General features: G+C 65.7%; 8 protein-coding genes. 7 read left to right on the top strand and 1 reads right to left on the bottom strand.

All coding sequences use genetic code 11. The annotated features are described in order from the left end of the window. Positions 1-137: 137 nt before the first annotated feature. Positions 138-1,070, bottom strand: coding sequence for a hypothetical protein (locus ACFYOW_RS45475; protein ID WP_387297696.1), 933 nt, complete (start codon positions 1,068-1,070; stop codon positions 138-140). Between the two features lie 630 nt (positions 1,071-1,700). Here ACFYOW_RS45475 and ACFYOW_RS45470 point away from each other — a divergent pair. The 7 genes from ACFYOW_RS45470 (at position 1,701) to ACFYOW_RS45440 (ending at position 23,496) form a co-directional block, all read left to right on the top strand. Continuing rightward, positions 1,701-5,312 carry a CHAT domain-containing protein gene (locus tag ACFYOW_RS45470; RefSeq protein ID WP_387297694.1) on the top strand — a complete coding sequence of 1,204 codons (3,612 nt, stop codon included), beginning with the start codon at positions 1,701-1,703 and terminating at the stop codon, positions 5,310-5,312. A gap of 204 nt (positions 5,313-5,516) precedes the next feature. Further along, positions 5,517-5,699: a hypothetical protein gene (locus tag ACFYOW_RS45465; protein ID WP_387297692.1), complete on the top strand. Its 183-nt coding sequence runs from the start codon at positions 5,517-5,519 to the stop codon at positions 5,697-5,699. 419 nt (positions 5,700-6,118) lie between these two features. Beyond that, a complete protein-coding gene (locus ACFYOW_RS45460; protein WP_387297690.1) occupies positions 6,119-6,547 on the top strand; it encodes a hypothetical protein in 429 nt (142 codons plus the stop codon). A gap of 548 nt (positions 6,548-7,095) precedes the next feature. Next, the gene (locus ACFYOW_RS45455; protein WP_387297688.1) at positions 7,096-7,314 is read left to right on the top strand and encodes a hypothetical protein; all 219 of its coding nucleotides are present in this window, start codon (positions 7,096-7,098) and stop codon (positions 7,312-7,314) included. Between the two features lie 181 nt (positions 7,315-7,495). Beyond that, positions 7,496-7,888, top strand: coding sequence for a Na+/H+ antiporter NhaA (locus ACFYOW_RS45450; protein ID WP_387297686.1), 393 nt, complete (start codon positions 7,496-7,498; stop codon positions 7,886-7,888). Between the two features lie 226 nt (positions 7,889-8,114). Further along, positions 8,115-16,055, top strand: a complete 7,941-nt coding sequence (locus ACFYOW_RS45445) for a SpvB/TcaC N-terminal domain-containing protein (RefSeq protein ID WP_387297684.1) — start codon at positions 8,115-8,117, stop codon at positions 16,053-16,055. A 64-nt stretch (positions 16,056-16,119) separates the two neighbouring features. Then, entirely contained in the window at positions 16,120-23,496 is a 7,377-nt protein-coding gene (locus ACFYOW_RS45440) for a neuraminidase-like domain-containing protein (protein WP_387297682.1), read from the top strand. Positions 23,497-23,500: the final 4 nt, after the last annotated feature.

Here is a 23,500-nt window from a genome sequence, read left to right as displayed (position 1 = left end):
CGGTGCCGGGTGATCGTGCCATCCGGCACCGACCGCGGTCACTTGAGCCGCCTGGGGCTGGAACCAGCGATCGCCGTCGTCTTTACGGCTTCAGGGGGTTGCCGGCTTCGGATGGCTGTGGCGGTTGTGGGCTCTGTTTATGTTGGGTTCAGGGGTGGGATGTGTTGGAGGTGCCAGGTGAGGGTGTGGCCGATTTCTGGGGTGAGTGGTCCGGTGAATGTGATGCCGAGCTGGGCGGCGAGGGCGGTGGAGTAAAGGCGGGTGGTGGCTTCCAGGAGATGGGCATATGTGTCGGTGGTGGTACGGATCCGGCGGTGAGCGATTACGGCGATGACAGCAGAGAGGGGAGCTGCTGGCCACCACCAGATCGCCAGGACGAGGTAGAGCAGCGACCAAGCGGCGAGGGTGGTCGCGCGGGACAAGGCAGCGCGGGCCTGGGCGATCTGGTCCCGGGCGGGGTCGGGCAGGATCAGCCAGAGGTAGGGCCAGACGGAGCCGAGGTCGAGGTGGTGGTCGCGGTCGAGCCGCATTGCGGCGGCGTGGATACGGTCGCCGCTCCAGGTGGGCCGTTCGGGCAACTCCACCGCGATCTTTGCTCGTCTGTTGGCGGCGCGGTGCCGGGTGGCCGGGTCGGGTCGATCGGCGGGGTTGGGTGCGAGCGCTTTGCGGTATTCGCTGTGGTAGGTCTTGTGGGCGTCGAGCCAATGGCTGCGGCGGTTCTTGATCCGCTGACGGGCTAGGGCGCGGATGGGCCCAGGCCAGGATTGCCACTCGGCTGCCAGCGCGATGCGTTCGGTGAATGTGCCGAGCGCTTGGGCGACTAGCCCTGCTACGGCGGCTGCGACCAGAACTGCGCCCAGCAGAACTGCTTGGCCTCCGATGCTGGTGACGGCGGGGTTCTTGGCGCGGTCTGTGATCTGTCGGGTCAGCAGGCCGACGTCGAAAGCATGGGAGTGGTTCACCATCAAGGCGGCCGCCGCGACCGCGAGGTAGAGAACGCCGGGCAGGACCAGCAGCGTCAGCCACCGGTCGGCGAGCTTCTTTCCGAGTTCCGCCCATAGTTCGCCCATGTCAGGGCAACCGTTCGCGTACCAGGTGCTGCCCGTTGATAGCGCAACGGGGAGGTTCGTCGGTCACCTGTGAGCGGTCTCGCCCGTAGCAACGCTTCAGCGGGCACCGATAAACCACCTCGAATCCCTGCACTCCTATCGCAGTATGCAAGTCACGGAAATCCCCCAGATGTCCGTACACGCCTCGCGCATCGCCAGCGGCCCTTAGCGCTGTGTGCACCGCGTCGAGTAGTGCACCGAGGTCCTGCTCACGACATGCGAGGACTGCATCGAGTAAACGCTGCAGCGGCGTAGAAGCGTCGGTCCCGTCATCGCCAAGCATGGTGCGGATCTCCTGCAGATCTCGGCATATATACCCCAATCCACTTCTGATCCGTTCTGCGGCTTGGGAATCGGCATGTGATGGCGGTGGCAACTCGAACCTCCTTTGACTTGCGACTGATTGAATGACGCAACTCCGGTAACGAGCTAGTCTGTCCGCCGAAAGCGGCCGTTGCTATGCTATCGACAGCAACATGCTGGCAAGCCCGCAATAGCTAACCAAGCTCCTAGGAACGAGAGCGAAGGTGGTGGGACGCAGCGGTGGGGGTAGGTCGTGGAAGCACTAGCGATGAGAACGTCGAGCGACGCTTGATCCTGCAGGCTGCGGTGGCGTCTCGGCTGGAACACTTCCGCGAGTCGCAGGATCCGGTGCTGGTCATTGGCCCTGCGGCTGAGATGGAAGCGCGCCAGCTCGCGGCCTTTGTCAGAGAAGACAAGTGGGACATGCAGTCGCGGCTGCTTCTCGGCTTGTTGCATTGGTATCGGCGTCAGGCCATGCCCGGAGAGCAAGATCAGCTAAATCTGTACGCCGCAGTCGAGGTGCTCACCCCGTATTTCCTGGCTGTCACCGACCTCAGCGAGTTGCCGAAGGATCTGCTTCCTCACCTTGTGGACCATGCGATGGATCTCGTGTTCCCAGGGGTCCAAGACGCAGTAGCTTCTTCCGACCTGCAGCTCCTCGGCCTTGTGATTGATGTGTCGCGGCGCATCCTGGACGCCGCTCCTGTCGAGCACCCAGACAGGTCAGGCATGCTGTCCAACCTCAACGCCGCTTTGCGGACCCGGTTCGACCTGGCGGGCGCGCAGGGCGATCTGGACGCGGCGATCGACGTGGCCCGGCAAGCGGTCGACGTCGCACCCATCGAACACCCCGCCCGGGCAGACATGCTGTCCAACCTCTACACCGCTTTGCGGACCCGGTTCGACCTGGCGGGCGCGCAGGGCGATCTGGACGAAGCGATCGACGCAGCCCGGCAAGCCGTCGTCGCTGCCCGCACCGACTACCCTCGCCGGGCCACATATCTGTCCCACCTCAACACCGCTTTGCAGACCCGGTTCGACCGGTCCGGCGAAGAGGGAGATCTGGACGAAGCGATCGACGCGGCCCGGCAAGCGGTCGATGCCACCCCAGCCGACGACTCCGACCGGGCACGGTGTTTGTCCAACCTCAACACCGCTTTGCAGACCCGGTTCAACCGGTCCGGCGTACGGACAGATCTGGACGAAGCGATAGACGTGGGCCGCCAAGCGGTCGATGCCACCGCCGCCGACCATCCCCACTGGGTGGGATGTTCGGCTAGCCTCGGTGTAGCTCTGGAAGCCCGGTTCAGGCGTTTCGGCGTAGAGGGAGATCTGTACGAAGCGATCGACGTCGCTCGGCAAGCCGTCGACGCCACCACTGCCGACCACCCCGACAGGGCCATCGCGCTGTCCAGCCTGGGTACCGCCCTGCGGGCCCGGTTCGACCGGTTCGGCACAGAGATATATCTGGACGAAGCGATCAACGTAGGCCGCCAAGCGGTCGACGCCACCACCCCCACCGACCACCCCCGCCGGGCCACAAGACTGTCCATCCTCGGTGCCGCCCTGCGGGCCCGGTTCGACCGGTCTGGTGCACTGGGAGATGTGGACGAAGCGATCGAGGTGGCCCGGCAAGCGGTCGCCGCTGCCTCCACCGATCACCCCGCCCGGGAGAGTGCGCCGCTGGACATCCTCGGCGGGGCTCTGCTGGCCCGTTTCGGCCGGTCCGGTGTACTGGGAGATGTGGACGAAGCGATCGAGGTGGCCCGGCAAGCGGTCGCCGCTGCCTCCACTGACGACCCCCGTCGGGCGACATATATGTCCAATCTCGGCGGGGCTCTGCTGGCCCGTTTCGGCCGGTCCGGCGTACTGGGAGATGTGGACGAAGCGATCGAGGTGGCCCGGCAAGCGGTCGCCGCCGCCCCCGCCGGCGCCCCCGACCAGGCAAGATATTTGTCCAACCTCGGTATAAATCTTCAGACCCGGTTCAAGTCGACTGGTGCACGCGGAGATCTCGACGAAGCGATCGACGCAGCCCAGCAAGCGGTCGACGCCACCCCCGCTGACCACCCCACCCGGGTCATGGTTCTAGCGGGCCTTGGCACCGCTTTGGAGACCCGGTTCGGCCGTTCCGGAGCACAGCTCGATCGGGACGCAGCGATTGCCAACTTTGAGCAAGCGGTTGATGTGGTAACGGCAGGGCCGTCGTTGCGTATCCGGGCGGCGCGCTCGGCAGCCCGACTCGCGGTGCCATCACAGCCGCATCGGGCCGCGAGGCTGTTGGAGCGCGCAGTGCGTTTGCTGCCGGAGGTAGCGCCACGAGAGTTGGAGCGGGCCGATCAACAGTACGCCCTCGGGGGATTCGCCTGGCTCGCCGCCGATGCAGCCTCACTAGCACTAGAGGACCCCTCCACACCGGCGAGCGAGCGCGCGGGGTTGGCGTTGCAGTTATCAGAGGCCGGGCGGACGGTAATGCTCAGCCAGGCGCTGCACGTCCGCAGCGATTTGACTGACCTCACAAGTCAGCACGCGGGGCTGGCACGACGCTTCACCCATCTTCGCGACCTACTCGACAACCCCTCCGACACCACCACATCCGCAGGGTCTATCGATGAAACCGGCCCGTTCCTGGAGCCCGACTACATCACCCGCGACAGGCGTCAGTTGGTACGCGATCTCGACGACATCCTCGTCCAGATCCGTGCACAGGACGGGTTCGCATCATTTGCCCTGCCGCCCTCCCGTGACGAGCTTCTCACCCAAGCAGCCCACGGCCCGGTAGTGGTTTTCAACATCAGCACATACCGCAGTGACGCACTACTGCTCACCACCGACGGCATCACCAGCCTGCCACTACCGGACCTGCCCCTTCACCGTGTTATCGCTCAGGCCATCGCGTTTCACCAAGCCCTGACCACCGCCCACCACGACAGTGTCGGGACCGAGAGAATCGCCGCCCAACAGCGCCTGACCAAGATCCTGGAATGGTTGTGGGACAACGCTGCCGGCCCTGTACTGGACAAACTGGGCTACCACCGGCCGTCCGCGCCGGCTGCGGCACCACCGAGGGTGTGGTGGGCCCCCGGCGGACTGATGAACCTGTTGCCGATCCATGCCGCCGGATACCACACCATCCCGCCCGACCCACAAGGTCGAACAGTGCTTGACCGCGTTGTCTCCTCCTACACCCCCACCATCACAGCGCTGGGCTTCGCCCGCCAGCATCGGTCGATTCCGCTCCCGTCCGGGGCTCGGCGAGCACTGATCGTGGCCATGCCTACCACGCCTGGCATCCCCGGTAGCCTGACCTTCGTCCGCGACGAAGCCGAAATGCTAGCCGCCCGCCTACCCGAATCGGTCCAGCTCACCGAACCTAAACCCGGCGCCCTCAGTCCAACCCCCGCGAACGAACTGCCGACCAAAGCCAATGTGGTCAGCCTCCTATCTTCCTGCCCGATCGCGCACTTCTCCTGCCACGGCACAAGTGACCCGACTGACCCGTCCCTGAGCCGACTATTGCTCCACGACCACAGCACTGACCCGCTCACTGTCGCCGCCCTCGCACAGCTGCACCTCGACGACGCGCAACTGGCCTATCTGTCAGCCTGCGCAACCGCACTTACTACGAACACCGAGCTCATCGACGAAGCCATCCACCTGACCGCAGCATTTCAACTCGCCGGATATCCCCACGTCATCGGCACCCTATGGGCCATCAACGACCACGTGGCCGCTCAAATCGCCGAAGAATTTTACACCCGCCTAACCTCCATCGAGTCCCGTGACACACTCGATGTCGGACACGCAGCTCACGCACTCCACGACGCCGTTCGCGCCGTACGCGGCGACTTCCCTGCCACCCCCTCGCTCTGGGGCGCCTACCTCCATTCGGGCTCATAAGGAGACTGCCGCGGATGCTTGTCGTGGGGAATTACGTGACCGAAAACCAGCTCAACCTGGGGATTTTCCGTGAACGCCGACATCCTCAGCCATTCGGCTCAAATCACCTGTGAAATGAGCTTCTCTGTAGGGAGCGGAAGTGACGGAAGCCGGGGAGACGGCCGATCCGAAGCCGGGTCGTTCCAGTGAAGTGGAAGATCGTGAATGGAAGCGTTCTGCTTGCGGGACCCCGACACGATCGGTGGCAGGATCATGGTTGCGGTGATCGGTGGAGTGATCAGTGGGTTGATCATGTGGGGTGTGACGGAGGTCGCGCATCACGGTGAGGTGCCCAAGCATGGCGACACTGTCGAGGTCGGCCGGCAAAAGTTGCGACTGGTCGTTTGAGCTGGAAGCGGGAGATTGCGCCGCTTCGTGTGTCGGGTCGGCCCTGCGTAGATCACAGATCAGAAGAGGATCAGCATCCTGCTGCAGCGTGGGCCAGTGGCCATGGGCCCGGCATGCTCGAGTGGAACTCAGCACCGCCGCGATGGAAATGATGCACAATCGACCCCGGCATGGGACCGGCTGTTTCACCTCCTTGGGAGGCAGTTCCTAACACACGGCGCGCGCTCGGACCCGGTCGGGATCCAAATTGTTACGTTGACGAAGTCTGAAGCTGGCATCTAGATAGCTACATAGTTGCGGACTGAAGCGTGCGTGAAGGGTTTGGGGCTCGGTGTCGAAAATCAATTATTCATGCCTGGCCTGCGTAAAGTGCCCTCGTTGGTCGACGGTGGCAGGTTATTGAATTCAAGGAGAATATCATGGCTGAGGATATCCCTAAAGTTATCAAGCTTCCTGATAATTTCGGCGAAACGCTTTCTGATGCACTCGTGGCAAAGAAACTACTGGATGCCACAAATGAGATGATCGCCACCCTTAGTTCTCCGGCCTTCGTTGCCGCCATGAAGAAACTCAAGAAAACGTCCGTGGACAAGCGGCTCGAAGTTGCTTCCAAGATACTTACCCCGACGGCACTTGCTGCGGCTGGAGTTAAACTCCCGTCGGGAATGAGGGTCACCAGCCGCTACTTCGAGCAGGGCGATCCGGACATCATCGAGGTGACAAGTCACGGTGCAGCACTCCGTCATGTTGGTTCAATTCCAGCACTCGGGGGCGGCGCGGTTGGAGCATGGGCCTGCGCGTGTGGGGGCGGTGTTTCGATCTGCGGCGGAGCTGGCGGCGGGTCCTAGATGGTGCACCTTTCAGTTGGTTGAAGCGCGCTCAGCAAAAGGCGCTTAGATCGCCTGATGCGACTAGCACTCCAATATGAGGTGAGGGCTGTAGGAGGTCATCTTGTCGAGAAATGTGAACCCCGATGGATCGTCGGATCGGCAGAATCCCGCCTTGGGCGGTGCAATCGTCGACGAAGATATGAACGAGCAAAACTATGAGGGCCTCGAATTCGATCAGGCCGAATTGATGAACGCTATGCGAGAGGCGTACGACGAAATAATTTCGTACGTCACAACTCCGAGCTTCAAAGCATTCTATGAGGAGCTGATGAGTGGTGAGGTCGCGTATTCAATTGTCCAGGTTCTGTCTGGTTTCCAGCCCTTGGGTGTCAGTGGGTTTTCACGACACTTCAATGGCTGGCTCGATGTTGTAACAGGCGCTGACCTGGGGCTGCGAGACTTTGATCATGAACCATTCAGAGCTTCCCGGAGATTGTGGAGATCGCCGAGTACCTCGCTTCCACGCCGGGATGTCCCATGGAGCGAAGCAGTGGGAAGAGGCGGCCATGATCAAGGCGAGTCTGATGAACGAGCGGGGCCGGTGGGTCCGGCCCCGGGTCTCGCCTGAGGCGTTCGAAGCGCAATGCCAACAGGTTGGGCTCTCGGCGACTGATGCTGCTACGGTCGGCGATTTCCTCCGGAGGGCTCAGGCGGGCAAGCGGCTCGTCCCCAACAATCGCTACCGCGACTTCAAGTTCGCGATTCCCTACGATCCGGTGGAATGACGGGGCGCCGAAAATCAGGCGGATACGGAGTCTCCCAGGTAAGGGCGCTGTCGACAGCTATTGTCGGGTCCGATCGGGGCCGTCGTGTCATCGCCGACTTGCTGAGGGTGGAGGCCCCGGTGAGCGCGTTCGCGGCGGTCCCTGTCTTTGCCCTCGCCCCCGCCAATGCCTGGGAGCGGCGGTGTTGGGTGATGCGGCGGGCGACCGCTTGGCATGGGCGGTGCTGGTTGCGCTGCTGGCCAGGAAGTTCCTCGGCGTCATCGGCACGATCGTGGTTGCCGTCGGCGGCAGGTTCGGTCGCCTTCCCGTCGGCGTGAGTTTTGGTCATGTGCCCGGGTTGAGGTGGATCGCGGGGCGGGGGTTCACTGTGGCGTTGTTCGTCGCCGAACTCGCCTACACCGGCCCGGAGACGGTCGAGCACACCAAGATCAGGGTGCTTGGGGTGTCGCTGCTGGCTGCGGTGGCGGCCTCGGGGCACTGCGCGCCTCCACTGACTGGACACGGTGAGCCGATCGCCAGTTCGAGGGTCACAGACAGACACCACACCGACTCCATCAAATCCCCAGCTTGGTAGGAATCACACAGCTAGAGTGCTATTACCTAGTCACAGCTAGGAGGAAGCGGCGCGAACGATCGCCGTATTGTCAACGGGCGGTAATCGTCGTTCCGGGGTTCCGCAGTTCCTTGCGCGGAGCAAGCGATAGCCACGATGGGTCCACGGGGACCGCCGCAGCATCCGATCGCATTGCACGTGTGGCGTGCCCCTCTCACGTACGAGGATCTGAACTCGGAGACCGAAGATGGTCCACACGCCTACGTCGACGACCGCTGAGCGGCCGGATGCCTCTGGGCGAGGGCAAGCGGGCGAGGCGCGTCCGCCCTCGCCGATTCCCGGCCTGTCGCTGCCTAAGGGCGGCGGGGCAATTCGCGGGATCGGTGAGACCTTCGCCACCAGCCCGGCCACCGGTACCGCCACCCTCACTGTGCCGATCGTCACCAGCGCTGGCCGCGGGGCCGTCGCTCCGAGCCTTAGCCTCAGTTACGACTCGGGGTCAGGCAATGGCCCTTTTGGGATGGGCTGGACGCTCGGAACCGCCGCAGTTACTCGCTCCACCGACAGAGGGCTGCCGCAATGCCGGGACGAGGAGGAGTCGGACGACTTCGTCCTGTCCGGGTCGGAGACGCTGGTCCCGGTGCTGAGCGCTGCTGGCAAGAGAACGATTCGCCAGCTCCGCCTGCACGGGATCGACTACGACGTCGCCACATTCCGGCCACGGACAGAGGGATTGCACGCACGGATCGAGCGGTGGACAGCGCAGCAGAGCGGCGAGTCTTTCTGGCGCACGATCGGGCAGGACAACGTCACCTCGCTTTACGGTCTTGGGCGCGACGAGCGAATCTACGACCCGGCGCATCCCCAGCGAACATTCTCTTGGCTACTCTCGCGGACCTTCGACGACAAGGGCAACCTCGCCGTGTACACCTACGAACGCGAGAATGACGACCGAGTCAACATTCACGATGTACACGAGGCGAACCGCGACCGCGCGAGCATCCAGGCGCAGCGTTACCTGAAGCGGATACGCTACGCGGCGGGCACGCCATGGTTCGCGAGTTGGGCTGCGGAAGGCACTCAGACACCGCTGCCGGACCTATGGCGGCACGAGCTGGTACTGGACTATGGCGACCACAACGACGACGCTCCCAGTCCTGTCCCGGACCAACCATTGCGCCCGGACCCTTTCTCGACGTACCGGGCGGGATTCGAAGTCCGGACCTACAGACGCGTCCGGCGGTCGCTGCTTTTCCACCACTTTCCGGAGAAGCCGGAAGTCGGTACCAACCGTCTGGTCCGCTCGACCGACTTCCGCTACTCCGACGACGACGCGCCGACCGACCCGCGCAACCCGACCTACACCTTCCTGATCGCTGTCCGGCAGACCGGCTATCGGCGGTCCGGAACCGGATACCTAAAGAGATCCATGCCTCCGTTGGAGCTCGAGTACTCAGTACCGAAGATTTCTCAGGACGTGCTCGCGCTCGACGAGGCGAGCATGGAAGGGCTGCCGGATGGCATCGACGGCATCCAGGCTCAGCTGTTAGACCTAGAAGGCGACGGAATCCCCGGCGTGCTGAGTCGCCACGAGGGCGGGTGGAGCTACAAGCCGAACCTCTCACCGGTACCGCAGCGCCAGCCCGACGGTACCCTCGTCACCTTGGCGCGGCTCGGCGCCCCCGCCACTGTAGCCAACCTGCCCGCCACGGGCCTGGCGACAGACCAAGGTCAGCTGCTCGATCTGGCGGGTGACGGACGGCCCGACTTCGTCGTCTGGGAGGGGCCGACTCCCGGCTTCCATGAGCGCACCGTGGACGGCGGGTGGACACCGTTCCGGGCGATCCCCAATCTCCCGAGGCTCGACTGGGACGACCCGAACCTGCGGTTCGTGGACCTCACAGGCGACGGTCGAGCGGACCTGCTGCTGACCGCTGACGATTGCATCATTGTTCACGAATCGCTGGGTGAGGACGGATTCGCGTCGGCCGAGCGCATCCCGGCGCCCTGGGACGAGCGGGCAGGGCCGCGGGCCGTCTTCGCCGACGGTACCCGGTCGCTGTATCTGGCCGACATGTCTGGCGACGGCCTAAACGACCTGGTTCGGGTCCGCAACGGCGAAGTCTGCTATTGGCCGAACCTCGGCTACGGGCGATTCGGCCGCCAGGTCACGATGGGTGGTGCGCCCCGGCTGGTCGACGACGACCGGTACGACCCTGGTCGGGTCCGGCTGGCCGACATCGACGGCACGGGCACTAGCGACCTGTTGTACGTGGGCGATGACGGTGTCTGGATGTGTTTCAACCGTTCGGGCAACGACTTCGGGGAAGTCCGACAACTGGCTGTCTTCCCCGACGCCGACGCCCGGTCTCCGGTCCAGGTCGCGGATCTGCTGGGCACCGGGACAGCTTGTCTGGTCTGGTCACCAGCTGGACTGGACCGACGTCGACAGCCCGTACGATACGTAGACCTGATGGGCGGTCAGAAGCCGCACCTGCTGGTCACCAGCCGGAACAACCTCGGCGCGGAGACTCGCATCCGCTACGCCCCCTCGACCCGTTTTGCCCTGGAGGACTCTCAATCGGGTCGGCCCTGGGCTACTCGCTTGCCGTTCCCGGTCCACGTCGTGGATCGAGTGGAGACCTACGACTGGATCGGCCGTACCCGGTCGGTTACCCGCTACGCCTACCATCACGGCCACTTCGACGGCACCGAACGGGAGTTCCGTGGATTCGGGATGGTGGAGCGATGGGACACTATCGAACTGCGTGACGACACCGCGTTCCCAGAAGTGGAGGCGTTGAACTGGGACACCGCGTCCTGGTCTTCACCAGTTCTGACGCGGACGTGGTATCACACCGGTGCATTCGAGGAGGCCGGAGCGATCTCGCGGTCGTTCGCCGACGAGTACTGGGTCGAGCCGGCGCTGCGACCGGCCGAGCGGGCGGCACAACGCGAGGCGACGATGCTGCCAGACAGTGTGCTGCCGTCAGGGCTCACCCCGGCAGAAACACACGAGGCGCACCGGGCGCTGCGCGGGACGACCCTGCGTACGGAGGTCTACGCGGCCGACAACACCGCCGCCGCGGAACACCCGTATGCGGTGACCGAGCAATGCATGACCGTCGAGCGACTCCAGCCGCACGGCCCGAACCGCTACGCCGTCTTCGCAGTCCTTCCCTGCGAGGCCCTCTCCTTCGACTACGAGCGGGTACCGGACGATCCACGCGTGACCCACGAGGTCACTTTGGAGACCGATCAGTGGGGCAACGTGCTCCGCTCAGTCTCGATCGGCTACCCACGGCGTACGCCGGAGACAAGCCCGGAGCCGACTCTTACTCAGCAATTTCGGGAAATGCTTGCCCACGATCAGAACCGTCTCCATATGACGGCCACCCACCACACCTTCACCACCCCGATCGTTGACCCCGCGGTGTTCCCGAACGACCACCGGACACCGCTCCCAGCGGAAAGCGTGGTGGCGGAGGTGACAGGCGTTGCCCCCGCCTTGGCGCTGGCCGGAATCACCAACCGGTTCACCCGCGACGAGCTTGACAGGATCTGGTCGAACGTCTGGAACGGCGCCCATGACATCGCCTATGAGGAGGTCCTCGCGGCCGAGATCGACGGCGTCGGCGGCACGCCCGCTACGCCGACCCGGCGGGTAATCGCCCACACCCGTACCCGCTACCGGCGCGACGATCTGACCGGGCTGCTGCGCCTCGGCCAGCTTGAGCCGCGAGCGCTGACCGGCGAGTCATGGCAACTAGCGCTCACGCCCCGCCTGCTGGTCCGAATGTTCGGGACACGCGTGACGGCGGCGGAGTTGGCGGAAGGAGGCTACGTTCAGGTTCCTGATCATGCGGGTTGGTGGGTACCCACCGGCCGGGTCTTCCTCTCCTCCGGTGACGACGACACACCGGCTCAGGAGTTGGCCGACGCCCGCGCGCACTTCTTCCTCACCAGGCGGGCGATCGACCCCTTCGGCAACATCACTCGGGTCCGGTACGAGCTCGACCTTGTACCGGTTGAGACAGTCGACCCGGTCGGAAACACGACGACGGCAGAGATCGACTACCGCGTCCTTGCGCCTTCCCGTGTCACCGACGCCAACGGAAGCCGGGTAGACGCGGCCTTCGACGTCCACGGCAACGTGGTGGCGAACGCCGTCCGCGGGACCGCCGCCGAGAACACCGGCGACGCCCTATCAGGGTTCGACCCCGACCCGGACGGAGTAGCTACAGAAGCCATTCTCGCCGATCCGCTCGGCGACCCCGCTGCGACAATCGGTGATGCCTCGATCCGGATGGTCTACGACCTCTTCGGGTACTTCCGCACCCGGAACCAGCCGCAGCCCTCCCCGGCCGGCGTCTACACGATCTCGCGCGAGCGGCACGTGAATGGAGCGGATCCCCTCCAGGCGGCTGGCTTTCAGCACACCTTCGCCTACTCTGACGGGTTCGGCCGGGAAATACAACGCAAGATCCGGGCCAAGGACGGGCCACTTCTGCCCGGTGGCCCACCCGTCTCGTCGAGGTGGGTTGGCACCGGGTGGACGGTATACGACAACAAGGGGCGCGCGGTCGCGACCTATGAACCCTTCTTCACCCGCACGCACGCCTTCGAGTTCGCCCGCGTGGAGGGCGTGGCCACCATCAATGTCTATGACCCGCCGGGGCGGTTGGTTGCCACATTGAGCCCGGACGCGACCTGGACAAAGGTCGTCTTCGACGCCTGGCGCCAGGAGCGGTGGGACGCCAACGACACGGTTGCCACGCGAGACTCCGCAGCCGGCGCCGTGGTCGCCGCCGACCCCCGCGAAGACCCGAACGTGGGGGCAGCCTTCCGGCGCATTCTTGGCGACAGACCCTTCGTCTCATGGTGGCGAGCGCGGGTGGACGACACCGTCGGTTCGACACCGGCTCAGCGGGCGGCCGAGCGCGACGCGGCCGACAAGGCCGCTGCACACCTCGGAACTCCGGCGGTCACCCATCTCGACGCGCTCGGGCGGGTCTGCCTCGACGTGTCTGCCAACGCAGACGGCGCCCGCTACCCGACTCGGACTGCGCTCGATGCGGAGGCCAAACCGCTGGCAGTGATTGATGCCCGGGGTCGACGTGTGCAGGAGTACTGCCTACGCGAGCCGCTGCAGGCGGGTGGATTCCGCTACGTCGCGGGTTTCGACCTGGTCGGCAATCCGCTGTACCGCAACGGGATGGACGACGGCGAGCGCCGGTCGCTGGTCGACGTCCACGGCGCCTCGATCCGATCCTGGGACGGCAAGGGCCGCATCTTCCGGATCCGCTACGACGCACTACGCCGACCGACCCACCACTACCGCACTGACGGCGCCGCGGAAGTGCTGATCGAGCGCTCCGTTTACGGGGAGGCGGCTCCAGCGGATCGCAGGCTGCGCGGCCGTCTCTGGCGGACCTACGACGGCGCGGGACTGGCCGTGAGCGAACGCTACGACTTCAAGGGCAACCTCACCGCAAGCACCCGGACTCTCGCCCGGGCCTACCGCGGCACCATCGACTGGTCGGCCCTCGACGCCCTCGACGACCCGGTCGACCTCGATGCGGCGGCCGCCCCATCCCTCTCGCACGCCGATCACTTCCTGTCACTCACCAAGCACGACGCTCTGAGCCGTCCGGTCCAGGTCGTGGCACCGCACAGCCCCACGATGCGTCCGTCAGTGCTCAGGCCCGGCTACGACGCTGCCGGCCTGCCAGACACGCTGGACGTCTGGATCGGCCAGGCCAATGCCCCAGCCGGTCTGCTCGACCCGACCACGGCCGACTACCGGGTCGTGGCCGCCGTTGACCACGACGCCCGGGGGCAGCGCACCGCCGTCACGCTCGGCAACGGAACCGTCTCGACCTACGAGTACGACCCACTGACGCTCCGGCTCCGCCGCCTGCGAACCGCCCGTCCGGCGACATTCGTAGTGAACCGGCGGGTGGTCCAAGACCTCTCCTATGCCTACGACCCTGTCGGGAACGTGACCCGGATTCGCGACGAGGCGGACACACAGAACGTTGTGTTCTTCCAGAACCGGCGGGTGGACCCGACCGCCGATTACACCTATGACGCCGTGTATCGGCTCGTGGCCGCGACCGGGCGCGAGCATCTCGGCCAGACCGGCGGGGCGCTCGATCCACCCCGAAGAGTGACCAGCGACGACGCGCTCCGGATCAGCCGCCCGCACCCGAGCGACGGCAGAGCGATGGCGACCTACACCGAGACCTACACCCACGACGACGCCGGCAACCTGATGACGATGGTCCACACCGTCAGCTCCGGCACCTGGACGCGGGAGTATCGCTACGGGGAGCCCTCGCGAGTCGTAGCTGGACAGACCGGCGACCGCCTCTCGACCACCCGTGAGCCGGGCCGACTTTTGGACGCGGCGTACACCTACGACGCACACGGCCTGACGACGCGGATGCCGCACCTGCCGCAGATGGCATGGGACGACTCCGACCAACTCACCTCGACAACCCGGCAGGTGTTCAACGGCGGTACCCCGGAGACGACGCATTACGTCTACGCCGGCGCTGGCAATAGGCTGCGGAAGGTGACCGACAGGGCCGCCCCAGCCAGCCGGGAACCGACACGGCGCGAGGAGCGGATCACGCTCGGACCGATCGAACTACACCGGATTTACAACAGTGACGGCACGACTGTCATGAGGGAGCGGGAGACGCTGTCTGTGATGTTCGGGACCGATCGGGCCGCGCTGATCGAGACGCGGACCCTAGGGACCGACCGTGGCCCGGCGCAACTGGTCCGCTTCCAGCTTGGGAACCACTTGGGCTCGGCCACGCTGGAGCTGGACGACGGATCCGACATCATCTCGTACGAGGAGTATTTCCCGTTTGGAAGTACGGCTTACCAGGCTGTGCGCTCGCAGAGCGAGACGCCGAAGCGCTACCGCTTTACCGCGCAGGAGCGCGACCAGGAGAGTGACCTGAGCTACCACGGCACCCGCTACTACGCCCCGTGGCTTGGCCGGTGGACCGCTCCGGATCGGGAAGGGCTCTCCGACGGGCTGAACCGTTACGCATACGTCCGGAACTGCCCGATCCGGCTGCTCGACCCAACGGGCACTCAGGGCGAAAGCTTTGAGGACCTGGACGATGTGATCAAGGAGCTGAACGAGAGCGAAATAGTCAAGGATCGCCTAACCGACAAACGAGCGCCGCTCGCTCCGCGATCCAAACCGTGGGATGCGAAGGAGGCCCGCAAGTACGCCAACGCGCAGGCGGCTGACTATCGCTCCTCTGCGGGGATGAACCAGGGTGCCACCGTGCAGGCTGGCCACACCGCCGCCGCCCGCCACGCCCCCGAGTCCGGAATCAGCGAAGCCGACTGGGACAAACAGCCAATGCAGCAGCTGCACAGCCGCAGGGGCCAAGGGCTGGACGTCGACGTGGTTGACCAGCATGGCAACCCCGCCACTCGGACTCGCCACACGGCACAGGAGGGACTGATCGACGACGCCGTCGGGCGGGTCAAGGCGGCGAACGGCGGCAAGCTCACCCCTCAAGGCCAACTCGACGCGGCGGCAGAGGTCGACTGGAGGACCTCGAACACCCCGCTGGACCAGCGCAACGTCGACGCCGTCCGTAATGGCGGGCTGGCCGCCCCGGAGAAGGGGCCAAAGGTGGACCCGAAGACTGGGGAAGTGGTGAAGGCGGAGACGGCGGCCGTGAAGACGGAGGCCAAGGCACTCAAGTCCGAGGCCAAGGCGTTGAAGGCAGGGGCGGACATGCTCGAAACGGCCGGGAAGACGACGGCCAAGACTGCGCTCAAGAAGCTGGGCACCAAGGCGTTGAAGGTCATCCCGTTCGTCGGAATCAGCGCTGGCGTCGCCTCGGCAGGTTATGAGGCGTCTCAGGGAAACTCGGGGACGGCCGCCCTCGATGCTGTCGGCTTGATCCCTGTGGTGGGTGACGTCGTTGATGCGGCTCGCCTGGGTGTGGAAGTGGGCGAGACGGCGAACGAGCTTCTCGGGATCAGCAACGTGGCCGCCGAGCACGGGACGTTTTTTGAGGGGCTGGGCAAGTCGGCGGGCCTGGGCGAGGACAACGCGCGCATTGTCGGCGCGATCGGTGCAGGAATCAGCTCGATCACCGTGGCGCCAGCCATTGCATGGAACCGGACGGTTTCCGGCTGGTTCAACTAACGAGTTCCGGCTCGGGACCAGTCCGTGCTGGCGCGCAGTAAGCACGAGCAGAGGAAGCGAACCTATGAAGAAGATCTTCCCGCCGCTGTCACTGGGCATGAACGGACCGGCCGTCGCGAACCTCCGGCGTGTCCTGCGTGCACTGCTTGAACAAGGAGGGATCGCCAGCCATGACGATGACCTCCGCCAGTCGTTATTGGAGGGCATCTCGGCCGAGGACGGCGCCTACGGAGAGGCCACGGCGGCGGCGGTCCTCGCCTTCCAGAGGGAGCGACGGATCCGCTCGAAAGAGGGCGGGACTGTCGACGACCGGACTGCCGAGACACTGAACGCCATCTCTAGCGAACTCGGCCTGTTCGACGACGCCGATGGCCGACGCGAGTCGAGTTGTCCGGCGGCCGTAAGCGGGGCCGTCTCTCGGGCCCAGGGAGGGCCTGCCAGCGGCGCGACGGTCCGCGCCTATCACGAAGCCGCAGGCGGCTCGGTGCGGCTGGGAGCCGACACCGTGGACGACGAGGGACGGTACGTCATCCGCTACTACCCGCTGCCCGGGATCAAACGGTTCGATCTACGGGTGTCGGTAACGACCGCGGACGGGCAGGTCACATCGGCGCCGGTGATTCGTGGAGCCAGCGGGATGGAAACTGTCGACGTCGTGCTCGACGCCGCTGGGGCATGGGTTTACACCGTCCGAGGGGTCGTGGCCAGTCCAGACCGGCCAGCGGTGGCCGGCCTCGATGTGTACGTGGTCGACCGTAACGTCGGCGGGGACGTCGAGCTGGCCCGGGTTGCGACAGACGAGCGCGGCCACTACGTTGCCACGTTCAACTCCGACGAGCTCCGGTGCCGGGGCAAGACCGCGCCCGACCTCCAGGTTCAGGTTCGCTCCGGACACGAGTTGCTTGGTGTATCCGAGGTGCGCTACGACGCCGGGAACCGCGAGGTCCTCGACGTAACGCTTCCCTCGTCGTCGGGCAACCTTGCGGCCGAGCACGACATCCTCACCGCTAGCCTGGCCGCCCGGTTCGGTGGCGCGCTACGCGACCTCGAGGAGACAGATGGCCGCGCGGACGTGACCTACCTGGCCAACAAAACCGGCTGGGACGCCCGCGCCGTGGCCATGGCCGCGCTGGCCGACCAGCTGAGTCAGCTGACCACCGACGACGGCGCCGCAGTCGCCGCGCCGCTTTACTACGCGCTCTTGAGGGCTGGCCTGCCAGCTGCCCCGGACGCACTGTTTGCCGTCGACCCCCGCACGGTCGAGCGAGCCTGGGACGCCGCGGTCGAGGCGCGAGTGATCGATAGAGCCGGGGTCGGCAACCTCGACCATGCACGTGACACGTTCCAGAAGTTGGCTGCCAGCCAGGCGCTGGAGGCTCGAGTCGTGGGGGGCGCATCGACGCTGAGAGAGCTGGTCGCACCGGTCCTGTCGGACGAGGGTGAGCAGCTCCGGTTCGCAGAGCTGCGGACACTGCACCGGCGGGACGGGACAACGCTGTGGCGCGCGGTCGAGGCAGAGTTCGGGGCCGAACGGGCCGCTCGCCTGCGGTTGGACGGACAACTGGCGACCCTGACGCTCAACAACGCGCCGCTGATCGCCAAGCTCCACGCAGAGCGAGAGGGCGAGCCGCTGGCATCACCGCTGGACCTCGCCCGGCGCGGCTATTTCAAGCCGGAAACATGGGCGCCGGTGGTCGGCGACTCCGTCCCGGCTGGAGTCCCCGGCGACTCCGCCGAGTCCCGGCGCGCGAACTACCAGGCGCTCCTGGCCGCCCAGATACGGGTCAGCTTCCCGACCCAGTCGGTGGCGGAAATGGTGCGGGCCGGTGATCTGGCCCTTACCGACACTGCGGCGATCAAGGAGGGGGTCTACGGTTTCCTCTCTGAGCACCAGCGGTCGTTCGTGATCGGGGCACAGCCAATCGGGCAGTACCTTTCCCGGACCGGCGCCGCCGTCGAGCCGGCGGTGGCAGATGCGATCACGCGTCTGCACCGGGTCTATCAACTCACCCCGACCGACGCGGCAATGGCGGGAATGCTGGCCGAGGGTATTGACTCAGCGGCGGCGGTGGCCCGGTACGAGCGGTCTGAGTTTGTCTCCGCGTTCAGCGATGCGCTGGGCGGGGGGGAGGCAGCCGAGCAGGCGTACGCCAAGGCCGAGCAGGTTTCGACCGCGGTTCAAGCCGTCATGGCGGACTATGTCGTGACCTCCCAGGCACCGGTGATCGGATCGGGTGATGGGGCGGCCACCCTGTCAGGCGCGGCGGGCGCCGCAGCGGATGCCGGAGACGTGATCGCGATGCCCACGCTGGAGACACTGCTGGGCTCGACCGACTACTGCGCCTGCGAGCACTGCCGGTCCGTACTGAGCCCGGCGGCGTACCTGGTGGACCTGCTCGAGTTTCTCGACCGGCCGGCGAACGCGCTCGACGGCAAGGAGAATCCGCTGAAAGTGTTGCTCGAGCGTAGGCCGGACCTTGAACACCTCCCGTTGAGCTGCGAGAACACCAACACCCGAATGCCCTACATCGACGTGGTCAACGAAACGTTGGACTACCTAGTCGCGCACGACCTGGCGATCGTCGGCTACGAGGGGTACGACACCGAGGACGGGGCCACCGCCGACGAGCTGCTGGCCAGCCCGCGGAACGTCGATGCAGCCGCCACCGAGCAGCTGAAGAACGACCTCTTCCCACCGCCGCTTCCGCATAACCACGTTCTGGAGGGACTCCGTGCGCACCTGGAGTCGCTCGATGCGCCGTTATGGAGCACGATGGCCGACCTTCGAGCCGACGAGCGGCTGGAGCGGGCGACGCCGCCGGGCTACGGCTGGCGCGACGTGCTGATGGAGCGGCTCCGCCTCTCCCGCGAGGAATACCAGCTGCTGACGGACCGGACCGTCGCGCTGCCGGACCTGGCTGGCTATCCGGCCGGGACGACCACTGTTGAGGCCATCGACGACCTGACGAGCGCAAAGAGCTTTTGCCATCGGGTGGGGATCAGCTACGACGAGCTGACAGCGCTTCTGTCAACCCGGTTCGTCAACCCGCACGCCCACCTGATCCCGCGGCTGGAGCGCCTCGACCTGTCGTTCGTCATGCTCGGGGAGGCCGCGGCCGGCCACATGGGTGACGCCGAGTTGCGGGCGCTGCTGCCGGCCGGGCTGAGCCCAGCGGCCTTCGACGGCGATATCGTGTCCTGGCTCAAGGCCCCCGCGAACGCGGCACGGTACCTGTCCATCATCATCTTGGACGACCGGGCCAGCGGGACCGACCCCTGCTCGCTCGAAGGCTACGAGCTGCGTCTGACCAACCCTGACGACGCGGCCAGCAAGATCAAGGCTATCGACCTCATCCGGATGTTGCGGTTTGTCCGACTCTGGCGGAAGCTCGGCTGGACAATGCAGCAGGTCGACGCGGCGCTGGCGGCATTGACGCCCGCGGCGAGCCTGCCGACCGCCGTGGACGAGGACACTGACCTCGAGGCGCTCGACGCTGGCCTGCTCACGGCGCTGCCGCGGCTCGGGGTGGCCCACCTACTGATGGACCGCCTGAATCTGCGCCCAGCGCGGGATCTCTACGGCATTCTGGCCCTTTGGTCCGACCTCGACACCCACGGCCAGACAATGCACGCCGTCGAGCCGGGTGAGCGTTCTCTCTCGCACTACGCCCGGCTGCTGCTCAACCCCACCACGCTTGACCGCGGCACCGCCTTCGCCGACGACGGATACGGCCGCCACCTGGTCGACCCGGCCGCGCGTCTCCTGCCCCAAGCCGAGACGCTCCGAGCCGCCTTCGGCCTGACCGGCGAAGAGCTCAACCTGATCTTGGCCGACCTACGCTTCGACGAGGCAACGCCACTCACCCTGGCCTCCGTCACGGCCGTTTACCGGCGCGGATGGCTGGCGCGGGCGCTCAAGATCAGCGTCCGCGAGCTGCTGGACCTCATCCAGTTCACGGGGCTGGACCCCTACGCGGCGCCGGACATCGCGACACCCACGCCAGCCGCCCCCCTCGATTCCGTTCTGCCCGCATGCTTACGGCTGATCGACCTCGTCCAGGCGCTGCGGGCGACGGACCTCAAGACGGCGGAGGCGCTCTACATGCTGTGGAACTGCGACCTCTCCGGCCGGTCGACGCCGGAGTCGGCGTTGGTGCTCGCATTCGCCCAAAAGCTGCGGTTGGCGTTCGACGCGATCGCAGCGGACCTCGTGGTGGTGGCCGACCCGACGGGCGAGATCAGCCGCACGAAGATGGCGCTCGCCTATAATGCGGCGACGGTCGATGCTTTCTTCGGCCTGCTCAACGGGACAGCGGTCTCATGGGTCGAATACAGCCACCCGCGGGCCGAGCTCGAGGATGCGATCATCGAAGCGGGCGCCGCCCAGGGGCAAGGACGGCTGATCTACGACGACATCCGCAAGCGTCTCTCCTTCGGCGGCGTGATGCTGCCAGCAACCCGTGCCCGGCTCAAAGCGGTCCCCGGCGGGTCGGCGGACTACGCGACGGCCGTTGACCAGCTATTCGCCGAGACCGCCGCGCTGGCCCGAGCTCTTTTCGACCGCTACCCGGAGCTGGAACCGCTCCACGACGCCTTCCTCACCTCGGGCGACCCCATCGAGGACCGCCGGAAAGCCCTGCTCGACGGAATCCTCCCCCCAATCGGTCACCGGCGGCGCCAGCAGCAGGCGCTCGATGCTGCCACCGCCGAGACCGACGCCGCCTCCGCCTTCGCGTCAACGCTGCTTCAGGATCCGACGGTGCTTTGCGGCGTAGCGGCTGACAGCCCGGCGGTGGACGACCTGACAGCGGTGGCTGAGCACGGGCTCTCAGCCACCTACTATTGGCGAAACACAGCGTCGGACCCGGTCGACCTTCCCGTCGACGCCGTGCCGACGCTGGAGCATCGACCGAGCACTTCGAGGACGCTCCCCGCTAATGGTGCCGTGCCCGGGAACCCGATCTCGGCCGTCTGGCGCGGCTACTTGGATGCGCCCGCGACAGGCGACTACGGCATATCGATCGAGGCCGACGCCGGGGCGGAGGTCTCACTCACCGTCGGCGGCAACGTCATCCCGCTGGCAGGGGCCGGAATGGTCCACCGCAACACCGTGCCGGTCCCGCTCACAGCCGGTTCACCAACGCCGATTGAGGTCAAAATCGAGCGCGTCCGAAACACGGCGGTGGTCCAGTGGACGACGACAGGCCTCGGCTGGGAGGTCATCCCCTCCCACTTCCTGTACTCGGAGACGCTCATCACGCGCCTGCGAGACGTCTACATCCGACTGCTCAAAGCCGTCTCGCTGGCAACTAGCCTGAGGCTGACGCCCCGGGAGTTGGCCACCCTGACGACCCTCCCGGACGAGCGGGTCGATGGCACTGGCTGGCTCAACGCGCTCCCGGTGACAGGCGTGCCGTCCGCGTCCACAGCAGCAGCACTTGGGCGGCGACTGGAAACACTGCTTTCTTTCGTCGAGATTCGGGAAGCGATGGCTGCCGACGACGAGCGGCTGCTCAACGTGCTCATTGCTCCCACAGCCGTGCTGCGCTCTGGCGAGCGCCCACTCGAGACCGTCACCGGCTGGTCGGGCGCCAGCGTGGACGCGCTGCTTGCGCGGATGGGGCGGACTAGGGACGACCTAAGCCGTCCAGCAATTTTCCGCCGCATTTATGAGGCGTTCCGGCCCGTCCAAACCATCGGCATCTCGGCCGCCTCGTTGATACCGGCGGTCACCAACGCGCCCGAAGCGGACACGATGACGGCGCTGCAGCGAGCGCTCCGCGCCCGCTACGCCGAGGAAGACTGGATCGCCCTGCTGAAGCCGATCAACGACCGGATGCGTGCGATGCGCAGGGACGCCTCTGTTGCGCATGTGCTGCACCGCCTCAGCTTCGACCCGGCCAGTGCCCATATCGCCACGGCCGAGAAGCTATTCGAGTACGTGCTGATGGACGTCCAGATGGAGCCGTGCATGGAGACTTCACGGATCCGTCATGCGCTGTCGTCGGTCCAGCTCTTCGTGGAGCGCTGCATGATGAACCTGGAACCGAGAGTTTCGCCCAGAGCCATCCGCTCCGCCCACTGGGAGTGGATGAAGCGTTACAGGGTCTGGGAGGCGAACCGCAAGGTCTTCCTCTTTCCGGAGAACTGGCTGGAGGCGGAGTTGCGTGACGACCAGTCGCAGCCGTTCAAGGACACCATGGCGGCGCTGCTCCAGAGTGACATCACTGATGACGCTGCCGCCCGGGCACTTGGCGGCTACCTGGTCCAGTTGGAGGAGATCGCCAAGTTGGAGCCATGCGGCATCCACGTCGTGGAGCGAGACCCAGGCATAGACGACGATCTCGTCCACCTCGTTGCCCGCACCGCGGGCGGTACCCGAAAGCATTTCTACCGGCGACGAGAAGGCGGCTCCTGGACGCCGTGGGAGCACGCCAAACTGGACATCGAGGACACGCCTGTGATCCCCGTCGTCTGGCGCGACCGTACCTTCCTCTTCTGGCTCAAGCTGACGAAAGAGGCACTGATCGACCCCGGCCAGCAACCCATTACGAGCAGCCCACCCGGCCCGATCACGGGGCTGACCATGGACCAAGTCAAGGGCGACCTGAAGGGACAGGCGGCAGCGAACACACAGATGCGGGTCTCGGCAGTGCTGTGCTGGAGCGAGCGGGTGAACGGGACTTGGACGGCCGCCAAGACATCGGACATCGAGCGTCCGTCGTACATAGGTAGCTTCGACGCGACTGGCGCCGCCGCCTTCGACCGTTCAGGCATCAAGCTCTACTCGGGTGAGACCGACCAAGGGCTCTGGATCTGGACCAGCTCCGGCGGCTCGTTTCTCCTGTACAACACCCACAGCTCGCCGGTGCGGGGGGAGGACGTGGACGGGGGGGATACCGATCAGCTGCTCTTGGCGTGGCAGCGTAAGCGCGACGCGTGGATGAAATCGGGCACCACGTTCATGGCCAGCTACTACGACGCCAACGTCTTCGAGGAACGCGAGATCCTCACAATGCCCATCGGTGGCCGCGCAATCGGCCCAACCCACCCGATGCAGGAACCTTGGGTCGCCCCAATGGTGGTCGAGGACGGGCGGCATGTCTTCTATGTCAAGACGACGCACAAGGCAGTCAGCATCGCGGAGTCGTCCTGGCACGGAGCGGAGACCGGCGCTTACGTCGCGCCGCACGTCAACGTGGTGTTCCCGAAGCTGCTCAAAATCCGGGAGTACCGCAAACCCGACCCCATCGGGCCAATCGCCAGCGGCTTGCTCGACAAGTCGGGGCCACTAATCAACCCGGTGCCTGACGAACGAGAGATAGCCATGTTCGTGACTGAGGACGCCTTTATCCGAAACGGCATAGCGAGCCGCAGCCCTGTCGTGTTCAACGGCGCAAGCATCGGCATGCGTGGCCGGGTAGTCGACCGGAACCGGTAGGGAG

Source organism: Nocardia sp. NPDC006982, from assembly GCF_042869435.1.
In the GTDB taxonomy this organism is placed as follows: domain Bacteria; phylum Actinomycetota; class Actinomycetes; order Mycobacteriales; family Mycobacteriaceae; genus Nocardia.
The sequence above is the reverse complement of the archived record's forward strand: the minus strand, read 5'-3'. Positions and strand labels throughout refer to the sequence as shown.

Excerpts from the sequence above, each read along its gene's own strand:
- ACFYOW_RS45445 (WP_387297684.1), top strand. The coding sequence starts at position 8,115 with ATGGTCCACACGCCTACGTCGACGACCGCTGAGCGGCCGGATGCCTCT.
- ACFYOW_RS45475 (WP_387297696.1), bottom strand. The coding sequence starts at position 1,070 with ATGGGCGAACTATGGGCGGAACTCGGAAAGAAGCTCGCCGACCGGTGG.
- ACFYOW_RS45465 (WP_387297692.1), top strand. The coding sequence starts at position 5,517 with ATGGAAGCGTTCTGCTTGCGGGACCCCGACACGATCGGTGGCAGGATC.
- ACFYOW_RS45455 (WP_387297688.1), top strand. The coding sequence starts at position 7,096 with ATGATCAAGGCGAGTCTGATGAACGAGCGGGGCCGGTGGGTCCGGCCC.
- ACFYOW_RS45440 (WP_387297682.1), top strand. The coding sequence starts at position 16,120 with ATGAAGAAGATCTTCCCGCCGCTGTCACTGGGCATGAACGGACCGGCC.
- ACFYOW_RS45460 (WP_387297690.1), top strand. The coding sequence starts at position 6,119 with ATGGCTGAGGATATCCCTAAAGTTATCAAGCTTCCTGATAATTTCGGC.